22 protein-coding genes are annotated in these 24,044 nt (G+C 61.3%); 14 read left to right on the top strand and 8 right to left on the bottom strand.

All coding sequences use genetic code 11. From position 1 onward, the window contains the following. Positions 1-33: 33 nt before the first annotated feature. From znuB to zur, 3 genes are read right to left on the bottom strand one after another with little or no spacing between them, the layout of a single operon-like run. Positions 34-822, bottom strand: a complete 789-nt coding sequence (gene znuB / locus J3P86_RS26645; RefSeq protein ID WP_249876777.1) for a zinc ABC transporter permease subunit ZnuB — start codon at positions 820-822, stop codon at positions 34-36. Further along, positions 815-1,597: a zinc ABC transporter ATP-binding protein ZnuC gene (znuC, locus tag J3P86_RS26640; RefSeq protein WP_434699168.1), complete on the bottom strand. Its 783-nt coding sequence runs from the start codon at positions 1,595-1,597 to the stop codon at positions 815-817. The genes znuB and znuC overlap by 8 nt, the downstream gene beginning before the upstream one ends. Next, on the bottom strand, positions 1,597-2,079 hold the full coding sequence (gene zur / locus J3P86_RS26635; RefSeq protein ID WP_053126886.1) for a zinc uptake transcriptional repressor Zur: 483 nt from the start codon (positions 2,077-2,079) through the stop codon (positions 1,597-1,599). Before zur ends, znuC begins: the two co-directional genes overlap by 1 nt. 66 nt (positions 2,080-2,145) lie before the next feature. Here zur and znuA point away from each other — a divergent pair, with 66 nt between their 5' ends. After that, positions 2,146-3,078: a zinc ABC transporter substrate-binding protein ZnuA gene (gene znuA / locus J3P86_RS26630; RefSeq protein WP_434626927.1), complete on the top strand. Its 933-nt coding sequence runs from the start codon at positions 2,146-2,148 to the stop codon at positions 3,076-3,078. A gap of 178 nt (positions 3,079-3,256) precedes the next feature. Here the strand turns inward: znuA and J3P86_RS26625 are convergent, their stop codons facing one another. Both J3P86_RS26625 and J3P86_RS26620 read right to left on the bottom strand, forming a co-directional pair. Beyond that, positions 3,257-4,207: a homoserine kinase gene (locus J3P86_RS26625; RefSeq protein ID WP_434626929.1), complete on the bottom strand. Its 951-nt coding sequence runs from the start codon at positions 4,205-4,207 to the stop codon at positions 3,257-3,259. A 59-nt stretch (positions 4,208-4,266) separates the two neighbouring features. Beyond that, complete coding sequence (locus tag J3P86_RS26620) at positions 4,267-4,554, bottom strand: DUF2782 domain-containing protein (protein ID WP_122567709.1); 288 nt, start codon at positions 4,552-4,554, stop codon at positions 4,267-4,269. A 74-nt stretch (positions 4,555-4,628) separates the two neighbouring features. Here J3P86_RS26620 and polA point away from each other — a divergent pair, with 74 nt between their 5' ends. Further along, on the top strand, positions 4,629-7,397 hold the full coding sequence (gene polA / locus J3P86_RS26615) for a DNA polymerase I (RefSeq protein WP_434699167.1): 2,769 nt from the start codon (positions 4,629-4,631) through the stop codon (positions 7,395-7,397). A gap of 469 nt (positions 7,398-7,866) precedes the next feature. Here polA and yihA read toward each other — a convergent pair whose 3' ends face one another. Then, the gene (yihA, locus tag J3P86_RS26610) at positions 7,867-8,508 is read right to left on the bottom strand and encodes a ribosome biogenesis GTP-binding protein YihA/YsxC (protein ID WP_025211089.1); all 642 of its coding nucleotides are present in this window, start codon (positions 8,506-8,508) and stop codon (positions 7,867-7,869) included. Positions 8,509-8,699: 191 nt separating this feature from the next. Between yihA and J3P86_RS26605 the strand changes: the two genes are divergently transcribed. From J3P86_RS26605 to J3P86_RS26575, 7 genes are all read left to right on the top strand, one after another. Beyond that, positions 8,700-8,990: a c-type cytochrome gene (locus J3P86_RS26605; RefSeq protein WP_030138991.1), complete on the top strand. Its 291-nt coding sequence runs from the start codon at positions 8,700-8,702 to the stop codon at positions 8,988-8,990. Positions 8,991-9,035: 45 nt separating this feature from the next. After that, positions 9,036-9,647, top strand: coding sequence for a c-type cytochrome (locus tag J3P86_RS26600; RefSeq protein ID WP_305497775.1), 612 nt, complete (start codon positions 9,036-9,038; stop codon positions 9,645-9,647). A 186-nt stretch (positions 9,648-9,833) separates the two neighbouring features. Next, positions 9,834-10,475, top strand: a complete 642-nt coding sequence (locus J3P86_RS26595; protein WP_434626934.1) for a thiol:disulfide interchange protein DsbA/DsbL — start codon at positions 9,834-9,836, stop codon at positions 10,473-10,475. A gap of 14 nt (positions 10,476-10,489) precedes the next feature. Next, a complete protein-coding gene (locus J3P86_RS26590; RefSeq protein ID WP_434699166.1) occupies positions 10,490-11,368 on the top strand; it encodes an endonuclease/exonuclease/phosphatase family protein in 879 nt (292 codons plus the stop codon). Beyond that, a complete protein-coding gene (locus tag J3P86_RS26585; protein ID WP_434699165.1) occupies positions 11,365-13,413 on the top strand; it encodes a diguanylate cyclase in 2,049 nt (682 codons plus the stop codon). Before J3P86_RS26590 ends, J3P86_RS26585 begins: the two co-directional genes overlap by 4 nt. Before the next feature lie 97 nt (positions 13,414-13,510). Further along, positions 13,511-14,290, top strand: coding sequence for an N-acetylmuramoyl-L-alanine amidase (locus tag J3P86_RS26580; RefSeq protein ID WP_434696361.1), 780 nt, complete (start codon positions 13,511-13,513; stop codon positions 14,288-14,290). Between the two features lie 75 nt (positions 14,291-14,365). Further along, positions 14,366-15,979 (top strand): EAL domain-containing protein, encoded by a 1,614-nt coding sequence (locus tag J3P86_RS26575; RefSeq protein ID WP_434700687.1) that lies wholly within the window; start codon positions 14,366-14,368, stop codon positions 15,977-15,979. 7 nt (positions 15,980-15,986) lie between these two features. Here the strand turns inward: J3P86_RS26575 and J3P86_RS26570 are convergent, their stop codons facing one another. Continuing rightward, positions 15,987-17,777, bottom strand: a complete 1,791-nt coding sequence (locus tag J3P86_RS26570; RefSeq protein ID WP_434696362.1) for an ATP-binding protein — start codon at positions 17,775-17,777, stop codon at positions 15,987-15,989. A gap of 10 nt (positions 17,778-17,787) precedes the next feature. After that, positions 17,788-19,134, bottom strand: a complete 1,347-nt coding sequence (gene algB, locus J3P86_RS26565; RefSeq protein ID WP_434699164.1) for a sigma-54-dependent response regulator transcription factor AlgB — start codon at positions 19,132-19,134, stop codon at positions 17,788-17,790. A 436-nt stretch (positions 19,135-19,570) separates the two neighbouring features. Between algB and J3P86_RS26560 the strand changes: the two genes are divergently transcribed. The 5 genes from J3P86_RS26560 (at position 19,571) to J3P86_RS26540 (ending at position 24,034) form a co-directional block, all read left to right on the top strand. Continuing rightward, positions 19,571-19,858: a hypothetical protein gene (locus J3P86_RS26560; protein WP_434654572.1), complete on the top strand. Its 288-nt coding sequence runs from the start codon at positions 19,571-19,573 to the stop codon at positions 19,856-19,858. Between the two features lie 80 nt (positions 19,859-19,938). Beyond that, entirely contained in the window at positions 19,939-20,103 is a 165-nt protein-coding gene (locus J3P86_RS26555) for a DUF1328 domain-containing protein (protein WP_003177151.1), read from the top strand. A gap of 2 nt (positions 20,104-20,105) precedes the next feature. Next, positions 20,106-20,570: an inhibitor of vertebrate lysozyme family protein gene (locus J3P86_RS26550; protein WP_434602322.1), complete on the top strand. Its 465-nt coding sequence runs from the start codon at positions 20,106-20,108 to the stop codon at positions 20,568-20,570. A gap of 700 nt (positions 20,571-21,270) precedes the next feature. After that, positions 21,271-22,602 (top strand): glutamate/aspartate:proton symporter GltP, encoded by a 1,332-nt coding sequence (gltP, locus tag J3P86_RS26545; RefSeq protein WP_434626948.1) that lies wholly within the window; start codon positions 21,271-21,273, stop codon positions 22,600-22,602. A gap of 202 nt (positions 22,603-22,804) precedes the next feature. After that, positions 22,805-24,034: a nucleoside recognition domain-containing protein gene (locus J3P86_RS26540; protein ID WP_305497786.1), complete on the top strand. Its 1,230-nt coding sequence runs from the start codon at positions 22,805-22,807 to the stop codon at positions 24,032-24,034. Positions 24,035-24,044: the final 10 nt, after the last annotated feature.

Raw genomic sequence — 24,044 nt, 5'->3', positions numbered from 1 at the left:
GCGACTCTCTAATTGCGCAAAAAGCGAGCAAGTCTACACCCCTCGACGGGGCAGGACAAAACTCAGCAGAAACAACGCCGCCGCGCTGACCACGATCGACGGTCCGGCCGGAGTGTCCTTGAACCACGACAACGCCAGCCCGCCACACACCGCGAGCATGCCCAGCAGGCTTGCGCCCAAGGCCATCTGCTCCGGTGAGCGGGCGTGACGCTGTGCCGCAGCCGCCGGAATGATCAGCAATGAAGTAATCAGCAATACACCGACGATCTTCATCGCCACGGCAATCACCACTGCGATCAACAGCATCAGCGCCAATCGCAGGCCCACCACGGGCAGGCCCTCGACCCGTGCCAGTTCCTCATGGACGGTAACCGCCAGCAACGGACGCCACAGCGCCACGAGCAACAGCAATACCGCCGCGCTACCGCCGAGGATCCAGGCCAGGTCCATCGGACTGATCGCCAGCAGATCGCCGAACAGATAGGCCATCAGATCGATCCGCACGTCGCGCATGAAGCTGAGCACCACCAGCCCGAGGGACAGCGTGCTGGGAGCCAGGATGCCCAGCAGGGTGTCGGACGCCAGCGGCTGGCGCTGTTGCAAGGTCACCAGCACCACTGCGAGCAGCAGGCAACCCACGGTCACCGCGATGGCGGGGCTGACGTCCAGCAGAAACCCCATGGCCACGCCGAGCAGCGCCGCGTGGGACAAGGTGTCGCCGAAATAGGCCATGCGCCGCCAGACCACGAACGAGCCCAAGGGGCCGGCCACCAGCGCCAGCGCCAAACCTGCAAGCAGGGCGTACAACAGAAAATCAGCCATGCTTGCAGCCGTCTCCATGAACATGATTGGAAGCAGAAGGAGCGTTGACCACCGAACCGTGCAGGTCATGGGAATGGTCATGATGGTGGTGATAAATCGCCAGGCTTTGTGCGTTTTTTCCGAACAATTCGACAAAGGCCGGATCGCCACTGACTTGCTCGGGATGCCCGGAGCAGCAGACGTGACGGTTGAGACAGACCACCTGGTCGGTGGTGCTCATCACCAGGTGAAGGTCGTGCGACACCATCAATACCCCGCAGCCGTGGCGGTCGCGCAGGCGGGTGATCAAGCTGTAAAGCTCGGCCTGTCCCGCCACATCGACGCCTTGCACGGGCTCGTCGAGCACCAGCAGCTCGGGCTCGCGCAAGAGGGCGCGAGCGAGCAATACACGCTGCATCTCGCCGCCGGACACACTCTGCACCGGGCTGTCGATCACTTGCTCGGCGCCGACTTCCTTCAGCGCCGCCAAGGCTCGCTCGCGGTCGACGCCCGGCACCAGGCGCAGAAAGCGCAGCACGGACAGCGGCAAGGTCGGGTCGACGTGGAGTTTCTGCGGCATGTAGCCGACACGCAGCCGGGGCTTGCGCCAGACGCTGCCGCTGTCCGGCTTGAGCAGGCCCAGCACGGCGCGCACGAGGGTGGTCTTGCCGGCGCCGTTGGGGCCGATCAGGGTGACGATCTGCCCCGGTTCGACGCTCAGGTGAATGTTGTCCAGCACGCTCTGCCCGGCGAACGTCACGGCCACCTGTTCGAGGCGGATCAACGCGTTGCTCATCAGGCCCCCTGGCAACCGGAGCACAGGCCGACCACTTCGACGGTCTGGGTGTCGACAACGAAGCCGACGTCCTTGGCGCTGGCGACGATCGCGTCGCTGATGGACTTCTGTTCCAGCTCGATGGCCGCATGACATTCGCGGCAGATCAGGAACTGGCCTTGGTGGGCGTGCTCCGGATGGTTGCAGCCAACGAAGGCGTTCAGCGAAGAAATGCGATGTACCAGGCCGTTTTCCAGCAGGAAATCCAGCGCCCGGTAGACTGTCGGCGGCGCGGCACGGCGGCCGTCCTGCTCGCTGAGTACCGCGAGGATGTCGTAGGCACCCAGCGGCTTGTGGCTTTGCCAGACCAGCTCCAGCACTCGCCGACGCAAGGCGGTCAGCCGCAGGCCCTGGCGCGCGCAAATGGCGTCGGCCTCGGACAGCGCGCTGTGCACGCAATGGGAGTGATCATGGGGACGACTGGCAAGGGGGGTAATGGGCATGGGCAGCGACGAGTTTAGTGAGAGACGTTATTATGTTACCCGTTCTCGCCTCTTCGAGTGGTCATCGTGTCCCGAATTTTTTCGCTCTTTGTCGCTTTTGTCGCAACATTTCTGCTGATTGGCCCGGCCCGGGCCGACGTCAAGGTGCTAACCAGCATCAAGCCGCTGCAACTGATTGCCGCCGCGGTGCAGGACGGCGTGGCCGTTCCGGAAGTGCTGTTGCCCCCTGGTGCCTCGCCTCACCACTATGCGCTGCGTCCATCCGACGTACGGAAGGTGCAATCGGTGGACCTGCTTTACTGGATCGGCCCAGACATGGAAGGTTTCCTGCCGCGTGTGTTGAATGGTCGTACGCAGCCTTCCGTCGCCGTGCAGGATCTGCCGGGGCTCAAGTTGCGTCATTTCGCCCAGGACAGCGCGTCCCACGAGGACGAGGACGAGAAGCATGCCGACGAACATGACCACGACCATCGTCCCGGCACCGTGGATGCCCACTTGTGGCTGTCGCCGCTGAACGCCCGGGTGATCGCCGCCAGAATGGCTGCCGACCTGAGCGCGGCGGATCCGGCGAACGCGGCCCGCTATGACAGCAACCTCAAGGCTTTCAACCAGCGCCTCGATGCATTGGACGTACGCCTCAAGGCGCGTCTGGCCGGGGTCGCAGGCAAGCCGTATTTTGTGTTCCACGAAGCGTTCGACTATTTCGAGGACAACTACGGCCTCAAGCATGCCGGGGTTTTCGCCGTGGCCGCCGAGGTCCAGCCCGGTGCCCAGCACGTGGCGGCGATGCGCACGCGCTTGCAGGCGGTGGGCAAGACCTGCGTTTTCAGCGAACCGCCGCTGCGTCCGCGCCTGGCCGAGACGCTGGTGGCCGGGCTGCCGGTGAAGCTGGCCGAACTGGATGCGCTGGGCGGCTACACCCCGGCAACGGCACAAGGGTATGAGCAATTGCTGGAAAAGTTGGGGAATGATCTGGCGGGGTGCCTGGAGTCGTTGTAACACCCATCGCCGAGCGCCGAACCTGTGGCGAGGGGATTTATCCCCGCTGGGGCGCGAAGCGGCCCCCAAAAAATATCAGCCGCCACGGTCCGTCAATAGAAAGCAAGGGGCTGCTGCGCAGCCCAGCGGGGATAAATCCCCTCGCCACAAGAGCAGTCAGCTTCGCGCCAGCTTGCTGTTACAGGGCGAACGGCAACAGCGTGCTGACCTTCTGCCGCTGCGCCAGCCGCCGCTGAAATTCCTTCGGATCATGAATCAACACATCCTGCCCGGCGAACGATTCGGCGGCAATCAGCCGCGACAGCCAGAACCGCACGCACGCCACGCGCAGCATGGTCGGCCATAGTTGCGCCTCGGCGGATGTGAACGGCCGCAGCGCCGCATAAGCGCCAAGCAACGCTCGCGCCCGCGGGCCATCGAGCATGCCTTCGTCATCCGAACACCAGTCATTCAGTGCAATGGCGACGTCATACAGCATCGGCCCGGAACAGGCGTTGTAGAAGTCGATCAACCCGGTCAGGTGGGTGCCTTCGAACATCGCGTTGTCGCGGAACAGGTCGGCATGGATGTTGGCGCGGGGCAGCGCGAGGATGCCGATTTTCTGCACGGTGATTTCGTCCAGTGCCGCCTCCAGCAACTGACGGGCATCGGCGTCGAGGTGTGACAACAGCGTGGCGCCCTCCTCCTGCATCCAGTCCAGGCCACGGTCGGTCTTGCGCTTGATCATGTTGTCGCGGGTCGCCAGGTGCAGGTGCGCAAGTAATTCACCAACCTGGGCGCAATGCTGGGCGTTGGCCTGCTTGACGTGCTTGCCGGCCAGGCGCGGTTGCAGCAGCGCCGGTTTGCCGGCCAGTTCCCTCAGTGCGACCCCCTCGGTGGTGCGCAAGGCGTAAGGCACCGGCAAATTGGCGCCGTGCAGCACGTCCAGCAGTTCGATGAAGAACGGCATCTCCTGCACCGGGCCGCGCTCGACCAGCGTCAGGACGAACTCGCCCTGTTCCAGGCTGATGAAAAAATTGGTGTTTTCGCTGCCGGCGGCGATCCCCTGGAAATCAAGCAGGCGGCCGAGCCCGTAAGGGGCAAGAAAGGTTTCCAGCTCGGGCCGAGCCAGGGGCGTGAACACAGACATGGTTAGAACTGCCAGTACGGGCGCCCTTCAGCGGGCGCCGGTTGAAGTCGCGAGCGGTATCACCACTCAAAAATTTTCCACGAAGGGATCAGCATATCCGGCTGGTCCGAACGAATGAAATTTGCATCAGTGCCGTCGGCGCGTACCAGGAAATAAGGCTTGCCGTTCTTGGGCGTGACCTTGATCGCATACAAAAAGCCGTTTTGCCGATATTCCTGAATGGTTCTGTCGCCTTCGGTGCGGATGGTGACATCCGGGTCCGCCGAAGGAGCGTCATCCGCCGCCATGACGGCCAACGGTGTGAATGCAAACAAGCCAGCCAGTAACAGGCGATTTAGTGTACGCATGATAACCTTGTCCCTTTGTCGTCAACGGTCCCGCTATTCTAGCCCCGGACCCGCCGAAAAGGTTGATCCTGCTCATGAGCCAAGCCCCCCTCGTCCTGGTGGACGGTTCTTCTTATCTGTACCGCGCCTTTCACGCGCTGCCACCGCTGACCACGTCCAAAGGCCTGCCGACCGGTGCGGTAAAGGGCGTGCTGAACATGCTCAAGAGCCTGCGCAAGCAGTATCCGGACAGCCCGTTCGCGGTGGTCTTCGACGCGAAGGGTGGGACGTTTCGCGATGCGTTGTACGCCGAATACAAGGCCAATCGCCCGAGCATGCCCGACGACATGCGCGTGCAGATCGAGCCGCTGCACGCCAGCGTAAAGGCCCTGGGCTTCCCCTTGTTGTGCGTGGACAACGTCGAAGCCGACGACGTGATCGGCACCCTGGCCCGCAGCAGCGCCGCGGCCGACCGCCCGGTGGTGATTTCCACCGGCGACAAGGACATGGCGCAGCTGGTCGATGGGCACATTACCTTGGTCAACACGATGACCGGTAGCTCACTGGACGTGGCTGGCGTGAAGGAGAAGTTTGGCGTCGCTCCGGAGCAGATCATCGATTATCTGGCATTGATGGGCGATTCGTCCGACAACATCCCGGGCGTTCCGGGCATCGGGCCGAAGACCGCATCCGGCCTGCTGGTGGGCGTCAACGGTGGCCTGACCGAGCTGTATGCGCAACTGGACATCGTTGCCACGCTGCCGATTCGCGGTGCCAAGACCTTGGCCGCCAAGCTGGAAGAGCACAAGGAAATGGCGTTTCTTTCCTACGAGCTGGCGACAATCAAGACCGACGTCCCCCTGGATATCGGCCTCGACGACTTGCAGATGGGCACGCCGGATCACGAAAAGCTCGCCGAGCTGTACACCCTGCTGGAATTCAAGAGCTGGTTCGAAGAAAACCAGCGCGACGCCAAGCGTGCCGGGCAGGAAATCGTTGAAATCGCTGATGAGCCGGCGGCGGGCGTCGAGAAGCGGTATGACCTTATCCTCGACCAGGCGAGCTTCGACGCCTGGCTGGCCAAGCTTGAAAAGGCGCCGCTGTTTTCCCTGGTCACGCAAACCAACGGTGGCGACGCCCAGCACTCGCAACTGGTGGGGTTGTCATTCGCGGTTGCGCCGTTTGAAGCGGCTTACGTGCCGCTGACGCATTCCTACATGGGCGTGCCGGAGCAACTGGACCGCGACACCGTGCTCAAGGCGCTCAAGCCATTGCTGGAAAACCCGGACAAGCTCAAGGTCGGCCAGCATGCCAAATTTGAAATCAACATCCTGGCCAATTGCGCTATCGGTGGTGATCAGAACAACGGCATCCTGGTGCAGGGCATCGCTTTCGACACCATGCTTGAATCCTATGTGCTCGATTCCACGGCAACTCGTCACGACATGGACAGCCTGGCGCTGAAATACCTTGGGCAAAGCAAGACCGATATCCAGGATATTGCCGGCAAAGGCGTCAAGCAGCTGAGTTTCGATCAGATCTCCCTCGAACTTGCCGGCCCATACGCCGCTGAGGATGCTGACGTGACCTTCCGCCTGCACCAGGCCTTGCAGGAAAAACTCGCCGTCACGCCAAGCCTGGGCAAGGTGCTCAACGAGATCGAAATGCCGTTGATGCCGGTCCTGGCGCGTATCGAGCGCCAAGGGGCGTTGGTCGATGCCAACCTGCTGGGCGTCCAGAGTGTCGAGCTGGGCGAGAAGCTGGTTGCACTGGAGCGTGAGGCATTTGCCATCGCCGGTGAGGAATTCAACCTCGGCTCACCGAAGCAACTGGGCGTGATCCTTTACGAAAAACTCGGTTTGCCGGTGCTCAGCAAAACCGCCAAGGGCCAGGCATCGACTGCCGAAGCGGTGCTCGCCGAACTGGCCGAGCAGGATTATCCGCTGCCCAAGGTGCTGATGCAGTACCGCTCGCTGAGCAAGCTCAAGAGCACTTACACCGATCGCCTGCCGGAGCAGATCAACAGCCGCACCGGGCGCATTCATACGTCTTATCAACAGGCTGTGGCCGCCACCGGACGTCTTTCATCCATTGACCCGAACCTGCAGAACATCCCGATCCGCACCGCCGAAGGGCGGCGGATTCGCCAGGCATTCGTCGCGCCGAAAGGCTACAAGCTGCTGGCGGCGGACTACTCGCAGATCGAATTGCGGATCATGGCCCACCTGGCCAAGGACGCAGGGCTGCTCCATGCGTTTCGCAACGACCTGGACGTGCACCGCGCCACCGCTGCCGAGGTATTCGGGGTCGAGCTGGACGCCGTCAGCCATGACCAGCGCCGTAGCGCCAAGGCGATCAACTTCGGCTTGATCTATGGCATGAGCGCGTTCGGCCTCGCCAAGCAGATCGGCGTCGATCGCAAGCAGTCCCAGGCTTACATCGACCGCTACTTCGCGCGCTACCCGGGGGTACTGGAATACATGGAGCGCACCCGCGCCCAGGCCGCCGAGCAAGGCTTCGTCGAGACCATCTTCGGGCGCCGGTTGTATCTGCCGGACATCAATGCGAAAAACCCTGCCCTGCGCAAAGGCGCCGAGCGCACCGCGATCAACGCGCCGATGCAGGGTACGGCCGCCGACATCATCAAGAAAGCCATGGTGGCCGTCGATGGCTGGCTGGCGACGTCAGGGCTCGATGCGAAAGTCATCCTGCAGGTGCACGACGAATTGGTGCTGGAGGTTCGTGAGGACCTGGTCGACCAGGTGAGCGCGGAAATCCGCCAGCACATGAGCGCCGCCGCCACGTTGGACGTGCCGCTGCTGGTGGAGGTTGGCGTGGGCAATAACTGGGACGAGGCGCACTGATCCGAAGCCCCGTGGACGGCCTTTGTGGTGAGGAGCTTGCTCCCCTCACCTCAGGGTTGGGTGTCGGTTGACCTGTTTGCAATTAATGGGAGATTGCCATCGCGAGCAAGCTCGCTCCCACACGGGTTTGGATTGAGCCGGATACCCTAGCCCGACACCGACCCACTGTGGGAGCGAGCTTGCTCGCGATGGCGTCAGCCCAGCCAATACATGCCACGTTGAGGCGCTGCAAACCCAGGTACGGCATCGTCAGTTCTGAGAATGCCAACGATTATTACCAAAAATAATCTGAACTAAACCCGTGAATTGCTACTCAGAGATTCTGAATGGCTGGTGAAGCCCTTCAATGCTCCTATGTTGTGTTAAGTGTTGGCAGATATCTGGACCCCGCCCTAGCGGTCCGGAACTTGGACCCCGAACTTCCCCCTCCCCATACGAAGTCCGGGGTTTTTTTTGCCTGCGATTTGGCTTACTCGGCCGCTTCGCTGCCCTTGTCCGCTAATTCCATCCAGTCCGCCAACACCGTGTAGGCCTCTTCAAGGCCCATGCGCTTGGGCGCGGAGAACAGCTGGATGGTGATCGTGTCGCCCCAGCCCTTGCGAATTTCCGACTGCACTTTGAGCAGGGTGTTTTTCGCTGCGCCGTAGGTGAGCTTGTCGGCCTTGGTCAACAGGATGTGCATCGGCATGCCGCTGGCAACGGCCCAATCGAGCATCAGCAGGTCGAAGTCGGTCATTGGATGGCGGATGTCCATCATCAGGATCAGACCTTTCAAACTCTCGCGGCTGCCCAGGTAGGCTTCCAGGTGACGCTGCCAATGTTGCTTGAGCGGGATCGGCACTTTGGCGTAGCCATAACCGGGCAGGTCGACCAAACGGCGTTCATCGTCTAGCTTGAAGAAGTTCAAGAGTTGCGTGCGGCCCGGGGTTTTCGAGGTGCGTGCCAGGCTCGCATGGGTCAGGGTGTTCAGCGCGCTGGATTTACCGGCATTGGAACGCCCGGCAAAGGCCACTTCGAAGCCTTCGTCGTCAGGGCATTGATCGACTTTGGCGGCGCTGAGCATGAAGGTGGACTGTTGGCACAGGCCGAGGATGGGGTTTTTCAGTTGCATGGGATTTCCGATGTGGGCGGCGTCGGGAATGGACGCGGCAAGCTGTGTCGTTTCCGTTTCAGTGACGCCAGTATATAATGCCGCAGATTTTGTGTGCGCTTTGTCCCAGCGTAGGATGAAGTTCACGGGAGCGACCGACCGAAATTGCGCACTAGAACGCAGCTCGCTCTCAACCCTGAAAAGGTCGTTTTATGACGAAATGGCTGCTAGCTGCCGGTGTCTTGATGCCGCTTTACAGCGCTCAGGCTACACAGGATCCGGAAGCTGTGTACAACCGTGTTTGTGGTGCCTGTCATTCCGGCCAACTACCCACGGCGCCCCGCAAGGGTGACCGCGAAGCCTGGACGCCGAGGTTGGCGAAAGGCATGGGGACGCTGGTGCAACACGTGACCCAGGGTTTCAAGGCGATGCCGCCGCGTGGTTTGTGCATGGACTGCAGTGCCGAGGATTACCAAGCCATCATCCAGTGGATGAGCGAGTAAGCCCGGTCCATAACTCTTAACCCTTAGCCGTAGTTGGATTAGCTGATGAACAAACTGATCGTGAGTCTGCTGTTGACCTTGGGGATATCCGGTGTAGCCCACGCCGCAGGCGATGCTGCCGCAGGCCAGGCGAAAGCCGCCGTGTGCGGAGCCTGCCACGGTCCGGATGGCAACAGCATGGCGCCCAACTTTCCGAAACTGGCCGGCCAGGGTGAGCGTTACCTGGTCAAGCAGTTGAAGGAAATCAAGGACGGCAAGCGTGTCGTGCTGGAAATGACCGGCCTGCTGAACAACCTGAGCGATCAAGACCTGGCGGACATCGCGGCCTACTTCGCCAGCCAGAAAGGCAGCGTCGGCGCCGCTGATCCAAAACTCGTGGCACGGGGTGAGGCGCTGTTCCGTGGCGGCAACCTGGCCAAGGGCCTGCCAGCCTGCACGGGCTGCCATTCGCCTGACGGCAAGGGCAACGCCGCCGCCGGCTTCCCGCATCTGGGTGGCCAGCACGCCCAGTACATCACCAAGCAGTTGACCGATTTCCGCAAGGAAGAAGGCGGTCGTGCCAACGACGGCGACGCGATGACCATGCGCACCATCGCCCGCAAGCTGAGCGACGAAGATATCGCGGCAGTCTCGAGCTACATCCAGGGCCTGCATTGAGGCAGCTGCAAGGGGGAAACCTCTTGCAACGTTAACGCCCGATTAATCCGTCGGTGCAAACATCAAAAGGGTGGCTTTGGCCGCCCTTTTTTGTGGCCGCTGCCGTTACACTAGCGAAACTGAACCCGTGGCGGCCTGTCTGAAAAACACGCCCCGCGAGGCCACCTCATTGTCCAGGAGTAAAGCATGCGTAATCTGATCATCAGCGCCGCGCTCGTCGCCGCCAGCCTGTTCGGCGTGACTGCCCAAGCGGCTGAAAAGCCCGCTGCCCCTTATGTCGAATTGACCAACCCCGTTCCGGTGGCGGTGCCTGGCAAGATCGAGGTCGTGGAGCTGTTCTGGTACGGTTGCCCGCATTGCTATGCCTTTGAGCCGGTCATCAACCCATGGGTTGATAAGCTGCCTTCGGACGTGAATTTCGTGCGCATCCCAGCCATGTTCGGTGGCCCATGGGACGCCCACGGCCAGATGTTCCTGACTCTTGAAGCCATGGGCGTCGAGCATCAGGTTCACGCGGCGGTATTCAACGCGATTCAGAAAGAACACAAAAAACTGACCGACAAGAACGACATGGCCGACTTCCTCGCCACCCAAGGCGTCGACAAGGACAAGTTCCTGGCGACTTTCGACTCCTTCGCTATCAAAGGCCAGATCACCAAGGCCCGCGAATTGGCAAAGAAATACGAGATCACCGGCGTACCGACCATGGTCGTCAACGGCAAATACCGCTTTGACATCGGCTCCGCTGGCGGCGCGAACGAAGCGCTGCAACTGGCCGACCAGCTGATCGCCAAAGAGCGGGCGGCCACCAAGGCTGCTGCCAACTAAGCGCGGCCACGTCCATGGCCCGCTGGAGTACCGAACGCATCGTTGGCCTGCATGAACCGCGGGTCAACGAGCATCACGTCACGTCCACGGGCCTGCCCGCCGACAATCGCCTGCGGTTGCTCAGCTTCAACATCCAAGTGGGCATCAGCACCGAGCGCTACCGGCACTATCTGACCCGGGGCTGGCAACACCTGCTGCCCCACACCGGGCGAGCCGGCAACCTGCAGAAGATCGGCGACCTGCTGAAGGATTTCGACCTGGTCGCATTGCAGGAAGCCGACGGCGGCAGCCTGCGCTCCGGCTACGTCAATCAGGTCGAACACCTCGCCCAACTGGGCGCGTTTCCTTATTGGTACCAGCAACTCAATCGCAACCTCGGTCGTCTCGGCCAGCACAGCAATGGCGTGCTGAGTCGTCTGCGGCCCTGGGCGATCGAGGATCACCCGTTGCCGGGCCCCAAGGGGCGCGGAGCGATCCTGGCGCGTTTCGGCGAAGGTCCGGAGGCGCTGATAGTGGTGATGATGCACCTGGCTCTCGGGGCTCGGACCCGAACCATGCAACTGGCCTACATTCGTGAGTTGATTGGCGGCTACAAGCATCAAATCCTGATGGGCGACATGAATACCCATGCCAATGACCTGTTGCAGACCTCACCGCTGCGCGACCTTGGCCTGCTCGCCCCACAATTGGAAGCCACGTTTCCCAGCTGGCGCCCCCAGCGCTGCCTGGACCATATCCTGCTGAGCCCTACCTTGGCCCTCGAACGGTTCGAAGTGTTGGCCCAGCCCATTTCCGATCACCTGCCGGTAGCGGTCGAAATACGTTTGCCGGGTTCGCTCACGGCCGATGCATTTCCCGCGCTGAGTCCTACCCCTCGCGGATCCGATGAATGAGCGACGACGCCGAACGCTGGAGAGAGAAATACCTCAAGAGCATCGAGCAACAGGAAAAGCTCGAGCGTCGCTGGGACGCCCGGCTCGACCTGCTGCGTCGTGGCCTGGTGCGCAGCACCCTGGCCGCCGAAGGCACTGATCGCGCGGTAGACCAGTGCATGAAAGAGATGCGCGAAGTGGTGCGCACCGATGACATGGACGCCGCCCTCGCCGCCCTGCTGCCGCGCCTGGAAAAAGCCGTACTCGATTCCGAGCAGCGCCGCGAGACCCGGGTAGAACAGATGAGCGCCGCGCTGACCGCCCTGGTCGTCCAGTTGCAAAAGCTGCCGCTGCCGAAGGACGTCAGCCGGCCCTTGAAGAAATTTTCCAAGCAACTGGAGACCCGGGTTGGCCAGGCCCGGGAAATCCCGTTGCTGCTCAGCGAGCTGAGCAGCCTGCAGGGCAAGGCGCTGGGTGCGCTGGACGCGCCCGACGAGCCGAGCCGTCCGGGCCTGCTGCAACGATTGTTCGGCGGCCATGGCCATGAAGAGCCGCTACCGTCGCCCGAGCCTGCCCAACCCGGCGCTACGCCTGAGCCGAAGGCGGTTATTTCGGCTCCTACCGAGCCGACCGCCGAAGCGCCCTCCGCCGCACCTGAACCTGCGCCTGCACCTGAACTTCAACCTGAACCTGAACCTGAACCGCTGGTGGAGCACGCCCTCACACCGGATGCGTCGCCAGCGCCGGTTGAGTCCCATGCTCCGGTCGACGAGCCTGCCCCGGCGTCCGTGCCAGCATCGGTTGCCTCTGTTGCCCAGCCGACCGCCGAGCCGGCACCGATCGACCCTGAGCCCGCAGAACCGGTACCGGCGCTGGACAATCCCGACGAACTGACGCCGGGTGAACCGCCGCTCGACGAGGCACCGATCGCCCCTGCGGAACCCGCCGAACCTGTGGCGCCTGAGGCATCCGCTGACCCCGATGAGACCCACTACGCCCTGCCCGACTCCCCGGAACCGTCCTACAGTTCGGTCGCCAGGCATATCGAAGACACCTTGCTCGGCCTGCTGGGCGACCTGACGCTGCCCGAGCGCCACCGCCCGCAAGCCGAGGCCATGCGCGAGCGCCTGCGAAATGGCTTGAATTGGTACGAGTTACTGCCGATCCTCGACGATCTGGCGGTCCTCATGCTGGCGATCACTGACAGTGGCCAGCATGAATTCGAAGCGTATCTGCAGCGACTCAACGATCGACTGGAATCTTTCCAGAGCACGTTGCAGGCCGCCAGCGAGGACCACGCCGATAACCTGTCCGCCTCCAGGGAAATGAACAACCAGATTCGCGAGCAGGTGGACGGCTTGCAGAGCAGCGTGCAGCAAGCCGACGACCTGGAAGGCCTCAAGCAGGTATTGGAGAATCATCTCGAAGGCCTGATCGGCACGATGGATCAGCATCAGAAGCAGCGTGACCAGCGTGAGAAGGAAGTTTCAGCCCGTCTGAAGAGCCTCGCCGAGCGCGTTGCACTGATGGAACAGGACGCCCTGATTGTCCGGGAGAATCTGGAAGAGCAACGGCAAAAAGCGCTCATCGATCCGCTCACCGGGCTGCCCAACCGCGCGGCCTGGACCGAGCGTCTCGAACATGAGGTCGAGCAGTGGCAGCGGCACGGCAACAGTCTTTTGATCGCCATGCTCGACCTCGATCATTTCAAGCGGATCAACGACAACTACGGTCATCTGGCCGGTGACCGAGTGCTCAAGCTGATTGCCTCGGTACTCCGCAAGCGCGTGCGCGGCAGTGATTTCATCGCCCGTTTTGGTGGTGAGGAGTTTGTCCTGCTGGTGCCCGACACGTCGCTGGCCGCAGGCGCCAAGCTGGCCGAGGCCTTGCGCGCCGCCATCGAAGCCTGTCCGTTCCACTTCAAGGGCGAGCCGGTCACGGTCACGGTATCCATGGGCATGACGGCGTTCAAGCCGGGCGAGCACAGCGATCTGGTGTTGAAAAGAGCCGATCAGGCGCTATATCGGGCTAAAAGCGCGGGACGCAACCGCGTGGAGTTGGGCTAAGGCGCAACTTCCTTTTTGTAATATCCAATTACCGGTCGGATCATTATTGGGCGATACGTTACACTGTTGCATTATTTTCTTCGGGCATGTCCTCGCCATGAAATTTTTCCCGATCATTCTTTCGTTGATTGCCCTGGCCGGATGCGCCAGCGGCCCTCGGCTCGATACCAGCCATCCTTCCGTCAACCACGACAGCCGCATCCAGTTTGTCGTGGTTCATTACACCTCCGCCTCCCTGGAGCGCTCCCTGGCCCTGCTGACCCATGGCGAAGTCAGCGCCCATTACCTGATCGGCGACGATAAGGACGCCACCATCTACCAACTGGTGGATGAAAGCCGGCGCGCCTGGCATGCCGGGGAAAGCGAATGGCAGGGCCGAACCTGGCTCAACTCCAGCTCCATCGGCATCGAAATCGTCAATCAGGGCTATGTCGACACGCCTGAAGGACGGCGCTGGTACCCCTACAGCGAAGCCCAGGTGCAATCGTTGATTGTTCTGCTCAAGGACATCACCCGCCGTAACGGGATCAACCCGGTCAATATCATTGGCCACAGCGACATTGCCCCCATGCGTAAGCTGGATCCCGGGCCGCTGTTTCCCTGGAAACGCCTGGCGCAAGCGGGCCTGGGTGTCTGGCCGGACGAAGGGGCTGTCGCGCGTCAGCAGACGGCTTATGCGGGACAACTGCCCAGCGCCAGCTGGTTCCAGGCGGAACTGGCCCGCCTTGGCTACCCGACGCCACGGACCGGTGAGTGGGACGTCGCCACCCATCAGGTATTGGCCGCCTTCCAGATGCGCTACCGGCCAAGCCGTTTCGACGGCGCGCCGGACGCCCAAAGTGCGGCAATTTTGCAGGTGCTTAACCAGACAAAATAATGACGCTCGTCCGACTGATCGGGCCGAATCCAAAACAGCAGCTATAACTCATTGGTAACTTTCGGATTACCGATGATGACGGCTGCACGCGAAACCCTGCAGAGTTGGCTCCATCGCCCTATTCTTCTGGCGATGATGGCGGCTGCCCTGAGTACGGTGCTGCTGTTGGCCGGGAGCCTGTTTGTAGTGATGCAGCAGATCCAGCAGCGTGAAAGCGAGCAGATGAATGCCCAGGGCGAGCGTTTCCTGCAGCGGCTGGAACAGCTTTTCGGGCAGTTGCGCGAGAGTCTCGACGATTTGCAGGCGCAACCGCTGCGCGGCTGCAACGACGACATGATCGCCACGTTGCAGCAGGTGAGCTTCAGCTACCGCTTTGTCTATGAGGCGGCTTATCTCGATGCCAACGGTGTCTGCTCGAATCGACCGCGTCAGAGCGGTATGTCGTTGGTTCGTCCGCCCGATCTGCGCGGCCCGGCCTACAGCTACTGGCTCAACACCACCACCGAGCCCGACGAAAATCGCGCGGCGTTGATGTTGGGGCGCGGCAATTTTCGCGTCGCTACGTCCCGCGGGCACCTGACCGATGTGGTCGACTTGCCGCCCGGCAGCAGCCTGCTGGTGGTCCTGGACCATGGCGAGCGGGCGATTCCGGTGCTGGGCAGCGCGCAGCGTTGGCCTCCGACAGAGCCTTGGCCACTGAAAAGCCAACAGTCTCTGCAAGTGACCCAGACCCGGCTGATCTATCGGATGCCGACCGACAATCCGGAGTACCAATTGGTGCTCATTGCACCGCGCAACGGTCTGCGCATTCCGGCCAATGCCTGGTGGATGTTGCCCATCAGCCTGATGCTAGGGCTGGGGATCGGCTTCCAGGTCTTCCTGCTGGTGCGCCAGCGCCAGTCCATGGATGCCGAGTTGCACGGGGCTATCCGGCGGGGTGAGTTGCAGGTCTTGTACCAGCCGATCTTCGATCTGCACAGCCGCAACTGCGTCGGTGCCGAAGCGCTGCTGCGCTGGCGGCGGCCGGACGGCACGCTGACCAGTCCGGACCTGTTCATCCCGATGGCGGAAAATACCGGGCAGATACGCCAGATCACCGATTTCGTCCTGCAGCGGCTGTTCGACCAGTTGGGCCAGCTGTTACGGGCCAACCCGCACCTGTATATCTCGGTGAACCTGGCGGCGTGTGACGTGATGGTGCCTCGCATCGGCGAGGTGATTGCCCGCTTGTTGGCGCTGCATCGGGTGTCGGCGCGCCAGATAGCCTTTGAAGTGACCGAGCGCGGGCTGGTTGATGTGCTGGTTGCGAGGGATAATTTGCAATCGCTGCGCGATGTCGGGCATCAGGTGCTGATCGATGACTTCGGCACCGGCTATTGCAGCCTCGCCTATCTGCAAACGCTGCCGGTTGATTGCCTGAAAATCGACAAGGCCTTTATCGATGCGCTGGGTCATGACGCCGCCAGCAGTGGCGTGGCCCCGCACATCATCCGCATGGCCCACGCCCTGGAACTCAAGGTGATCGCCGAAGGCATCGAGCATGAGGCCCAGGCGTCCTACCTGAGCAGTGAAGGCGTGAAGTTCGGCCAGGGCTGGTTGTTCGCCCATGCGCTCAGCGCGGTGCAGCTTATCGAATTGATTACACGCGGGCGGCGCCTGCTTGGACGGCGCCTGGACGACGAAGCCTGATGGCTCCTCAGACGGTCAGGGCCATGTAGAACTGAGTGCCCTGCCCTGGCCTGGAATAAACGCCCATGCGTCCGCCATGGAGCTGGACGATTTCCTTGCACAGCGCCAGACCGAGGCCGGCGCCGCCCTTTTTGCGCCCGACCTGGACGAAGGGTTCGAAGATCCGTCCTTGCTGGCCGTAGGCAATGCCCTCGCCATTATCTTCAACGCTGATGATCACCCGCTCGCCGTGGCGCCGGGCCTGCAGGCGGATCTGGCCGTCGCCGTTGGTGTGGCGCATCGCGTTGTCGATCAGATTGTCCAGGACCCGGTCCAGTTGCGCGGCATCGGCGTGCAGGCGCGGCAAGGGGCCCTGGATCTCCACGAGCAGCTCGATGCCCTTCTCTTGCGCCTGCTTGGCAAAGCGCATCCTGGCCGTTTCCAGCAGGTCTTCGATGGAGCAAGGCGCCAGGGTGAGCTTTTGCAGGCCATTCTGGTAGCGAGAAAAATTCAGCAGGTCGTTGATCAGCTGCATCAGCCGCTGCATTTCTTCGTTGACGGTGTTGAGCAGGTCCGCCTCGCGTGAATCTTCGGGAAAGTGCATGCGTTCCTGCAGTAGCCCGAACGCCATGTGCATGCCTGTCACCGGTGTGCGCAACTCGTGGGACGCACGCAAGACAAACTCGCTGCGTACCCGTTCGAAGGCGCGTTGTTCAGTGACATCGTGCAGGATCATCACCGCGCCGAGAATCTGGCCCTGGGTATGGATGACGGGCGTGAGGCTGTAAGTCAGCACCCGGGACTCTCCATCCACTTCGATGCTCAAGTCGTCCGGTGCGCGCTCCTGGGTGCCACCGCGCAGTACCAGTTGCAGCTCTTCATCCAGCTCGACGCGTCCAAGGGCCTCGCCCAAACCCTGGCCCAGGCGCTCCTCGTCCCAGCCCAGTTGACGCTGGGCCACCGGGTTGAGGTGTTCCAGGCGGCCCTGGCGGTCGATCATCAGCAAGCCGTCGTCGATGCTGTCGAGGACCGCTTGCAGGCGCTGCTGGCCGGCAAGCAATTCGTCCACATTGGTGGCCTGATGTTCCCGTAATGCCTGGGCCATGATGCCGAAGCGACGCGTCAGCAGGTTCAGTTCAGCCGCCGAGGAAACCGGCAAGGTCACTTCGAAATTGCCTTGGCCGATATCATCCGCCGCCGCGGCCAGGGCTTCGATCGGCGCACCGAAACGTCGGGCGATGCCGTGGGCGGTAATGAAACCGATGATCAGCACAGCCAATCCCACCAACCCCAGCAGGCCGGAAATCAGCAACGCCCGGGCGCGAGCGCGGTCCTGCGTTTCGCTGATCTTGTTCAGGGCATGACGGTAGCCTTCGATCAACCCTCCGCGCAGCACGTTGAATTTTTGCGTCAGGTCCTGGATGCCAGTCAGTTGTGTCGGTTGCCGACGAGAGGCCTCGAAGGCCTCGAGGAAACTGAGGTAGTCGGCTTTCGCGCGACTGAAGCTGGTGGTCGATTCAGCCAGTTGCTCCTCATGGGCAATGCCTTCATCCAACAACTCGAAATACTGCCGTTTGGATTGTTCCAGCACTGTCAGGTCGGGCTTTTCCTCCAGCATGATCATTAATTGATCACCGAGTGTCTGGCGCAGCTTGAGGCCCAGGTCCAGCAGGAAGAAGTTGTCACGCACCGATTGTTCCTGGGTATTGGCCATCTGCATGACGCTGACCAGGCCGAGCAGCAGCCCCAGCAACGCCACGGTAATCAGTGCCGAGATACTGAGAAACAGCCGTGTGCGCAGCTTCATCGCCAGTTTCATAAGATGGCGCTCATAAGTTGTATTGCTTGCGTTTGCGATACAACGTGGAGGCGTCGATACCCAGGGTCTTTGCCGCCTGGTCCAGCGTGTCGGCGGTGGCCAGCACTGCGCCGATGTGGGCTTTCTCCAACTCGTCGAGGCTCAGCGCCGCGCCGATCCGCGGGGCGTTGTTGACCGGTTGTTCAGCCATGCCCAAATGGCTGATCTCGACTTTTTCCTGTGGGCAGATGATGCTGGCGCGCTCGACCACGTTGCGCAGTTCCCGGATGTTACCGGGCCAGCGATAGCCCAGCAGCGCTTCGCGGGCCTCATCGCTGAAACCCCGGGCCGGGCGTGCGTATTCCTTGACGAAGCGCGCCAGGAAGCGATCGGCAAGGGTCAGGATATCTTCGGCCCGCTCGCGCAATGGCGGCAGGTGCAGGGTAATCACGTTCAGGCGATACAGCAGGTCCTCGCGAAAACGCCCGTCGCGGACCATGTCCTCGAGGTTGAGGTTGGTCGCCGCGAGAATCCGCACATCGGCACGGCGAGTGACCGGGTCACCCACTCGCTCGTATTCCTTGTCCTGAATGAAGCGCAGCAACTTGGGCTGCAGTGCGAGGGGAAAGTCGCCGATCTCGTCGAGAAACAGCGTCCCGCCATCGGCCTGGTTGACGCGCCCCAGGGTACTTTCGCTGGCGCCGGTAAATGCGCCACGGCTGTGGCCGAACAGTTCGCTCTCCATCAGCTCGGTGGTCAGCGATGGGCAGTTGATGGTGACGCAGGATTTTTTCGCGCGTTTGCTCCAGCCATGAATGGCCCGCGCCAACTCGCTTTTACCAGTGCCGGACTCGCCAAGAATAAGGATGTTGGCATCAGTGCTGGCGACCTGGCGGGCGGTTTCCAGCACCACTTTCATTGCCGGGCTGTGGGAGTCGAGTCCGTCCTTGGGCTTGCGCACCTCGCCTTCGAGGGCTTCGAGCCGGGCGGACAGCTGGCGCACTTCCAACTGCTTGGCCGTTGCCAGGCGCAGTTGGTCAGGGCTGCACGGCTTGACCAGATAATCGGCGGCACCGGCCTGAATCGCGTCGACGGCGGTGTCCACCGCGGAATGCGCGGTAACGATGACGACGCGCATCCATGGCGCCTGGATGCGCATCTGCGCCAACACATCGAGGCCATTGTCCTCACCCAGGCGCAGATCCAGAAAACACAGGTCGAACACCTGGCGCTGCAGCAGGGCATCGGCCTGGGCTGCGCTGTTGGCGGTAGCGACGGTATAGCCTTCGTCTTCCAGGCAATAACGGAAGGTACGCAGGATGGCGGACTCATCGTCTACCAGCAGAATGCGGCCTTGATGCTCAGTGGCGGATTCCATTTTTCCTACGCTCCTTAAAGAATGATGATGATTAGTGTCAGAAAAATCGGGCAAGTTGCATGGTCGATTCTGACTGAATATTACCCATCGAGCGTACGTCTGTGGACCATCGGTTCACAACAAACTGATTTTAAAGCGGTTTTCCCCCGCCTCCGGGCTTCATACGTTTCGGCTCGCTCATTCCGACATCCATTTCCGACTTTCAATTCAAAAAGAATCTTACGCCTCTTCTGTAGGTAGTCGTGCAGAACGCACGACACTTGGCTGGGCCATCGTGCAGGATGCGCCCCGGCTAGTTTTTATTATGTTCATAACCTGTTGATTTTAAAGGTTTTAATGTGCGCTTTATTTCTGGCACGGCGGCTGCAATGTCCTAGTCAACGTGGCGTTTGAGCGCCTCAACCAGATCACCGCTAGGGTGGGGAGGAATTCCAGGATGAATCGTCAACGTGCCGCCCAATTTCGCATCAGCCCCCTGCATATCCAGCAGGGCCTGTGGGCTGTCGTCGCCCTGTTGATTACTCTCGTGGCGGGTCAGCAATTAATGCTCTGGCACGAAAGCCAACAGCCGGAAGCGCCGCTGGTATCGGTTCAACGAGCTCCCCAGACCCATTTCACTTCCGTCAGCAACCTCGCCGATGCAGCCGCTTCGATGCGCATGATGGAAGTTGACCAGGCGCAGACCGCCAACGACATGCCCCGTGAAGAACGCTGGGTCTTCTGACCCGCCGAACCGGCTGTCCGTTGTGTCGGAACCATTACCGCCAGACCCTAACTAAATAGAAAAGTGTAAGGAGAATCATCATGTTGAGCTGGGCAATTACCTTCCTGATCATTGCCATCATTGCTGCCGTACTGGGCTTCGGTGGCATCGCGGGCACCGCCACGGGCATCGCCAAGATTCTCTTTGTCGTGTTCCTGGTCATGTTCATCGCTTCGTTCTTCTTTGGCCGTCGCGGCCGAGGCTGACCATGAATCGGTCATTAAAAGGACTGGCCGCCGCCCTGCTTCTGGGCGGCAGCGCCATGGCAATGGCTGCCAATGATGGACAGATGCGGGTCAACCAAGTGCTTCAGGCGGATCCGCAGTACCGTGAGACCTGGCAGCAAGTGGTCAAAAAGGAGGAGCGTCTGCCGGAGTGGGTCATGAACCTGACCGGTGTTTCCGAGCAGATGAACGCGGTCGAGGAGGACGGCGATAAATATCTGGTCGGACCCTTGTGCGAAACCCAGGATACCTGCCGCAGCAAGCGCCTGTTCGTTGCCTTCAGCTTCGACAAGGACGAGGCCTACGCATTGTTGGTAGAGGTCCCCGCCGGACTGCCGGCCGACAAGTCGCCAACCCGCCATGCGGACTACCGCTTTCTCGGCAACCCCGACGAAGGTATGCAGGAAATGTTGATGGAACAGCTCAAGAAAGATCCGAATTGGTACTGACTTGAAAACAAGGAAGATAGCCATGTCTTTCTTTCTGCGAGGCCCGAGGAGGGCCGTCGCATGACCAGGGGGCTGGGACGTTCTGACCATTGAAGGTCGGAGTGACCTACGGGCACAAGGGGTGCCTGCGAAAGGGCCGGGTCAGGTAAAAAGCTGCGACGCAAGTTCGCAAAGCCACCTTGGCTTTAGCGAACTTGCGGAGAGCTTTAGCTGCTGAGGCTTGTGCCAGAGCGGTTGCCTCCTTGCCGCGAGAGTCCTCGCATGTGTTGCGGCGTATTGCCTCGCCAAATTCCTTCCTCACTGATACCTGACCGTATATCGGAGAGCGCCCATGGCGTTTTCATGATCAAGGCAGGCTCGAGGCGCTGTCCTTTCATCGCCTTCCGCGCAAGCCAGGTTGAGCCCGGCTACGCTGAAATGGCCGGTCCACGGCAGTTATACCCGCATAAATGGCGTCTTCGAACCGATTGGGACGCGCGTTTCATTCGCGTAATCTCATGCCGATTCGGCATAGGGTAGGCGTTTACGGCATTAGACGATCCCCCCTTGCATCGCAATAGTTGCGCCTTTTTTCGCCTGCCAGTGAGCCGTCGTGGCCGCTCGGGGCGACCTTATACGGGGGCAGAGGACACGAATTGCGATCGTCTACGCTGATCGGTTCATGTCACTGCCCGAGTCAAACTGAAGTAAGGGTAATGATATGAAGAAGGCACGACTAAGCCTCGCCTGGCAGATCCTCATCGGTCTGGTGCTCGGGATTGCAATCGGTGCGCTGCTCAACCACTTCAGTGCCGAGAAGGCCTGGTGGATCAGCAACGTGCTGCAACCGGCGGGCGATATCTTTATCCGTCTGATCAAGATGATCGTGATACCGATCGTGATCTCTTCGCTGATCGTCGGTATTGCTGGCGTGGGTGACGCCAAGAAACTGGGGCGCATCGGCTTCAAGACGATCATCTACTTCGAAATCGTCACCACCATCGCCATCGTCGTCGGCCTGTTGCTGGCCAACTTCTTCCAGCCGGGCAGTGGCATCGACATGAGCACCCTGGGCACGGTGGATATTTCCAAGTACCAGGCCACCGCCGCCGAAGTCCAGCATGAACATGCGTTCATCGAGACCATCCTCAACCTGATTCCGTCAAACATCTTCGCGGCGGTTGCCCGCGGCGAGATGCTGCCGATCATTTTCTTCTCCGTCCTGTTCGGCCTCGGTTTGTCGAGCTTGCAAGCGGATCTGCGCGACCCGCTGGTGAAGATGTTCCAGGGCGTGTCGGAGAGCATGTTCAAGGTCACTCACATGATCATGAATTACGCCCCGATAGGCGTGTTCGCGCTGATCGCGGTGACTGTCGCCAACTTCGGTTTCGCCTCTCTGCTGCCATTGGCGAAACTGGTGATCCTGGTTTATGTCGCCATCGCCTTCTTCGCTTTTGTGGTGCTGGGCCTGATCGCGCGCTTGTTCGGCTTTTCGGTGATCAAGCTGATGCGCATCTTCAAGGATGAGCTGGTGCTGGCTTATTCCACCGCCAGTTCCGAAACCGTGCTGCCGCGCGTGATCGAGAAGATGGAAGCGTACGGCGCGCCGAAAGCCATCTGCAGCTTCGTGGTTCCTACCGGTTACTCGTTCAACCTCGATGGCTCGACGTTGTACCAGAGCATCGCGGCGATTTTCATCGCGCAGTTGTATGGCATCGACCTGTCGATCAGCCAGCAGTTGCTGCTGGTGCTGACCCTGATGGTCACCTCCAAAGGCATCGCCGGCGTGCCGGGCGTCTCCTTCGTGGTTCTGCTGGCGACACTTGGCAGCGTGGGTATTCCGCTGGAAGGCCTGGCGTTCATTGCCGGTGTCGACCGCATCATGGACATGGCCCGTACCGCGCTGAACGTCATCGGCAACGCCTTGGCCGTGCTGGTCATCTCCCGCTGGGAGGGCATGTACGACGATGCCAAGGGCCAGCGCTACTGGAATTCCCTGCCGCACTGGCGCAGCAAGGAGCCGCTGCCGGCGGGGGAAACTTCCAGCCGTTGAAAACGCCTTCGCGAGCAGGCTCGCTCCCACAGGTGGTTGGGGTTGTTGCAGATATCTCAGCCAGCACAGGTCCAATGTGGGAGCGAGCCTGCTCGCGAAGATCGCGGTACTTGATGATGCCAACCAGACCCCGGAGAAATCCGGGGTTTGTCGTTTCTGCCGGCCCCGCTATCATTCGCCGCATCTTCCGGGGGACTTACCGATGCTCAATGGCCTGTGGCTTGGCTTCTTTATCGTGGCAGCCGTGTCGGCGCTGGTGCAGTGGCTGGTCGGCGGCAACGCCGGCATTTTCGCGGCGATGGTGGAAAGCATTTTTGCCATGGCCAAGCTGTCGGTGGAGGTGATGGTCCTGCTGTTCGGCACCTTGACGCTGTGGCTGGGCTTCCTGCGCATCGCGGAAAAAGCCGGCATTGTCGATTGGCTGGCCAAAGCCCTCGGCCCGCTGTTCCTGCGCCTGATGCCGGAAGTCCCGGCTGGCCATCCGGCCATCGGCCTGATCACCCTCAACTTCGCGGCCAACGGCCTGGGGCTGGACAACGCGGCCACCCCGATCGGCTTGAAGGCCATGCGCGCCCTGCAAGACCTCAACCCCAGCCCGACCATCGCCAGCAACGCGCAGATCCTGTTCCTGGTGCTCAACGCATCGTCACTGACACTGCTGCCGGTAACGATTTTCATGTACCGCGCCCAGCAAGGCGCGCCGGACCCGACCCTGGTGTTCCTGCCGATCCTGCTCGCCACCAGCGCCTCGACCCTGGTGGGGCTGTTGTCCGTGGCGTTCATGCAACGGCTGCGCTTGTGGGATCCGGTGGTACTGGCCTATCTGATCCCGGGCGCGCTGGTGTTGGGTGGTTTCATGGCGTTGCTGGCGACGCTCTCGGCCACGGCGCTGGCGGGGCTCTCATCGATTCTCGGCAACTTGACGCTGTTTAGCCTGATCATCCTGTTCCTGGTGGTGGGTGCGCTGCGCAAGGTCAAAGTGTATGAAGCCTTTGTCGAAGGCGCCAAAGAGGGATTCGACGTCGCCAAGACGCTGCTGCCGTATCTGGTGGCGATGCTCTGCGCTGTCGGTGTGCTGCGGGCATCGGGGGCGCTGGATTTCGGCCTGGACGGTATCCGCCATCTGGTGCAGTGGGCCGGCCTGGACACGCGTTTTGTCGATGCCTTGCCCACCGCCATGGTCAAGCCGTTCTCCGGCAGCGCCGCCCGGGCGATGCTGATTGAAACCATGAAGACCTCCGGGGTGGACAGCTTCCCGGCCCTGGTGGCGGCAACTATTCAGGGCAGCACCGAAACCACGTTCTACGTGCTGGCGGTGTATTTCGGCGCCGTGGGCATCCAGCGAGCCCGCCACGCGGTGGGTTGCGCCCTGCTGGCCGAGCTGGCCGGGGTGATAGCGGCCATCGGAGTCTGCTACTGGTTCTTTGGCTGATCTGTAGGAG

The sequence above is a fragment of the Pseudomonas sp. D1-1 genome (assembly GCF_051132225.1).
GTDB lineage: Bacteria > Pseudomonadota > Gammaproteobacteria > Pseudomonadales > Pseudomonadaceae > Aquipseudomonas.
The sequence above is the reverse complement of the archived record's forward strand: the minus strand, read 5'-3'. Positions and strand labels throughout refer to the sequence as shown.

Excerpts from the sequence above, each read along its gene's own strand:
- znuB (WP_249876777.1), bottom strand. The coding sequence starts at position 822 with ATGGCTGATTTTCTGTTGTACGCCCTGCTTGCAGGTTTGGCGCTGGCG.
- znuC (WP_434699168.1), bottom strand. The coding sequence starts at position 1,597 with ATGAGCAACGCGTTGATCCGCCTCGAACAGGTGGCCGTGACGTTCGCC.
- zur (WP_053126886.1), bottom strand. The coding sequence starts at position 2,079 with ATGCCCATTACCCCCCTTGCCAGTCGTCCCCATGATCACTCCCATTGC.
- J3P86_RS26625 (WP_434626929.1), bottom strand. The coding sequence starts at position 4,207 with ATGTCTGTGTTCACGCCCCTGGCTCGGCCCGAGCTGGAAACCTTTCTT.
- J3P86_RS26620 (WP_122567709.1), bottom strand. The coding sequence starts at position 4,554 with ATGCGTACACTAAATCGCCTGTTACTGGCTGGCTTGTTTGCATTCACA.
- polA (WP_434699167.1), top strand. The coding sequence starts at position 4,629 with ATGAGCCAAGCCCCCCTCGTCCTGGTGGACGGTTCTTCTTATCTGTAC.
- yihA (WP_025211089.1), bottom strand. The coding sequence starts at position 8,508 with ATGCAACTGAAAAACCCCATCCTCGGCCTGTGCCAACAGTCCACCTTC.
- J3P86_RS26605 (WP_030138991.1), top strand. The coding sequence starts at position 8,700 with ATGACGAAATGGCTGCTAGCTGCCGGTGTCTTGATGCCGCTTTACAGC.
- J3P86_RS26600 (WP_305497775.1), top strand. The coding sequence starts at position 9,036 with ATGAACAAACTGATCGTGAGTCTGCTGTTGACCTTGGGGATATCCGGT.
- J3P86_RS26595 (WP_434626934.1), top strand. The coding sequence starts at position 9,834 with ATGCGTAATCTGATCATCAGCGCCGCGCTCGTCGCCGCCAGCCTGTTC.
- J3P86_RS26590 (WP_434699166.1), top strand. The coding sequence starts at position 10,490 with ATGGCCCGCTGGAGTACCGAACGCATCGTTGGCCTGCATGAACCGCGG.
- J3P86_RS26585 (WP_434699165.1), top strand. The coding sequence starts at position 11,365 with ATGAGCGACGACGCCGAACGCTGGAGAGAGAAATACCTCAAGAGCATC.
- J3P86_RS26580 (WP_434696361.1), top strand. The coding sequence starts at position 13,511 with ATGAAATTTTTCCCGATCATTCTTTCGTTGATTGCCCTGGCCGGATGC.
- J3P86_RS26575 (WP_434700687.1), top strand. The coding sequence starts at position 14,366 with ATGACGGCTGCACGCGAAACCCTGCAGAGTTGGCTCCATCGCCCTATT.
- J3P86_RS26570 (WP_434696362.1), bottom strand. The coding sequence starts at position 17,777 with ATGAAACTGGCGATGAAGCTGCGCACACGGCTGTTTCTCAGTATCTCG.
- algB (WP_434699164.1), bottom strand. The coding sequence starts at position 19,134 with ATGGAATCCGCCACTGAGCATCAAGGCCGCATTCTGCTGGTAGACGAT.
- J3P86_RS26560 (WP_434654572.1), top strand. The coding sequence starts at position 19,571 with ATGAATCGTCAACGTGCCGCCCAATTTCGCATCAGCCCCCTGCATATC.
- J3P86_RS26555 (WP_003177151.1), top strand. The coding sequence starts at position 19,939 with ATGTTGAGCTGGGCAATTACCTTCCTGATCATTGCCATCATTGCTGCC.
- J3P86_RS26550 (WP_434602322.1), top strand. The coding sequence starts at position 20,106 with ATGAATCGGTCATTAAAAGGACTGGCCGCCGCCCTGCTTCTGGGCGGC.
- gltP (WP_434626948.1), top strand. The coding sequence starts at position 21,271 with ATGAAGAAGGCACGACTAAGCCTCGCCTGGCAGATCCTCATCGGTCTG.
- J3P86_RS26540 (WP_305497786.1), top strand. The coding sequence starts at position 22,805 with ATGCTCAATGGCCTGTGGCTTGGCTTCTTTATCGTGGCAGCCGTGTCG.